Origin of the sequence: Mesorhizobium sp. M1E.F.Ca.ET.063.01.1.1, assembly GCF_003998155.1 — a bacterium.
GTDB lineage: Bacteria > Pseudomonadota > Alphaproteobacteria > Rhizobiales > Rhizobiaceae > Mesorhizobium.
In genome coordinates this window covers 1-1,746 of sequence record NZ_RZSC01001009.1, presented here as the reverse complement: position 1 = coordinate 1,746, position 1,746 = coordinate 1, and the positions used below count along the sequence as shown (strand labels likewise).

The window sequence follows — 1,746 nt, the reverse complement described above, 5'->3', positions numbered from 1 at the left end:
CTATGGACAGACTGGGAGACGCGCACGGTGTAGCGGCTCACATCGTCATACTGCACCTACGCCACACACCGGCCGGACCTGATCCGGCTTTATGAGCATTGGGCTTTGTCAGTTGCCCAAGCGTGATGGCTTTCGCGACGCGGCGCGCCTCAGGAACTGAGCCGCGTCCAGGTCGAAACGCGGGAAAGAAAGACAGGAAACAGAATGGCCGATCAATTCGCAACGGACGTCATTGCCCTGATCAAGAAACGCGCCGAGTCGGAGAGCGGTGAGGGAATGCCTACGTCATTCGTCGGCGAGATAACAATCGCCACGGAACTGGACGCGCTCGGGTTTGATTCGCTGGGTTTGGCGGACGTCCTCTGGGATGTGGAGCAGGCCTACGGCATCAAGATCGACATGAACACGGCCGATGCCTGGTCCAATCTCAAGAATGTCGGCGACGTCGTGGAAGCCGTCCGCGGCTTGCTTGCGAAGGAGGCTTGAATGGACAGGCGCGTCGTTATCACCGGAGTGGGCGGCCTGTGCGGACTGGGCACCGACGCCGCCTCTATGTGGAAAGAGATGCGCGAAGGCCGCTCCGCCATCGGCCCGATCGCCAATTCCGAGCTTCATGACCTGGAGGGCATGACCGGCGCTGAGATCAAGGCGCTGCCCCAGCACGACATCAATCGGGGGCATCTCGTCTCCATGGCCCGCTTCAGCTTGCTCGCCGTGCTTGCAGCGCGCGAAGCCATGCGGCAGGCCGGACTTTCCTGCGACGAGGGGAATGCCCATCGCTTCGGCGCGACAGTGGGCGTCGGCGGCTTGGGCTGGGATGTGATGGAGGAAACTTACCGGGCCCTCCTTTTGGACGGCGCGAGGCGAGTTGGCATCCTCGCTGTACCCAAAACGATGCCAAGCGCCGCCGCCGGCCAGGTGAGCTTGAGCCTCGGCTTGCGCGGGCCGGTCTTCGGGGTGACCTCCGCATGTGCCTCGGCCAACCATGCGATCGCCTCGGCGGTGGACCAGATCAAGCTGGGCCGGGCCGACGTAATGGTTTCCGGAGGCAGCGACGCACCCTTCGCATGGGGCGTGCTGAAAGCATGGGAAGCAATGCGCGTGCTTTCACCCGATACCTGCCGGCCCTTCTCCGCCGATAGGAAGGGCCTGGTGCTGGGCGAGGGTGCGGGCATGGCCGTGCTGGAAAGCTACGAGCATGCCACGAGGCGTGGTGCCACAATTCTTGCCGAGATCGCCGGCGTCGGCCTTTCCGCCGATGCCTTCCACATTGCCGCGCCATCTGTCGAGGGGCCAGCGTCGGCGATGCGCGCCTGCCTTGCCGATGCCGGGCTGAATGCCGAGGACGTCGACTACCTCAACGCGCACGGCACCGGTACCAAAAGCAATGATCAGACTGAAACGGCGGCGATCAAGCGTGTGTTTGGAAACCACGCTTATTCGATGTCCATCTCTTCCACCAAGTCCACGCACGCGCATTGCCTCGGCGCAGCGAGCGCGCTTGAAATGATCGCCTGCGTGATGGCAATCCAAGAGGACGTCGTGCCGCCGACCGCCAACTATCGCGAGCCAGATCCCGCTTGCGACCTCGACATCACACCCAATGTGCCGCGCGAGCGCAAGGTGCGCGTCGCCATGAGCAACGCCTTCGCCATGGGCGGTACGAACGCAGTTCTGGCATTCAGGCAGGTGTAGAAGCCATGCAAGACGCCTCATTTGAGGTCACCTGTCGTATCTAGCTGCTTG

The 1,746-nt window shown here is 62.9% G+C and carries 2 protein-coding genes; both read left to right on the top strand.

Annotated elements, in window-relative coordinates:
• Positions 1–204 precede the first annotated feature (204 nt).
• Positions 205–486 (top strand): acyl carrier protein, encoded by a 282-nt coding sequence (locus tag EOA29_RS35400; RefSeq protein ID WP_126057635.1) that lies wholly within the window; start codon positions 205–207, stop codon positions 484–486.
• Positions 487–1,695 carry a beta-ketoacyl-[acyl-carrier-protein] synthase family protein gene (locus tag EOA29_RS35395; protein ID WP_127222322.1) on the top strand — a complete coding sequence of 403 codons (1,209 nt, stop codon included), beginning with the start codon at positions 487–489 and terminating at the stop codon, positions 1,693–1,695.
• The last annotated feature ends 51 nt before the right edge of the window (positions 1,696–1,746 follow it).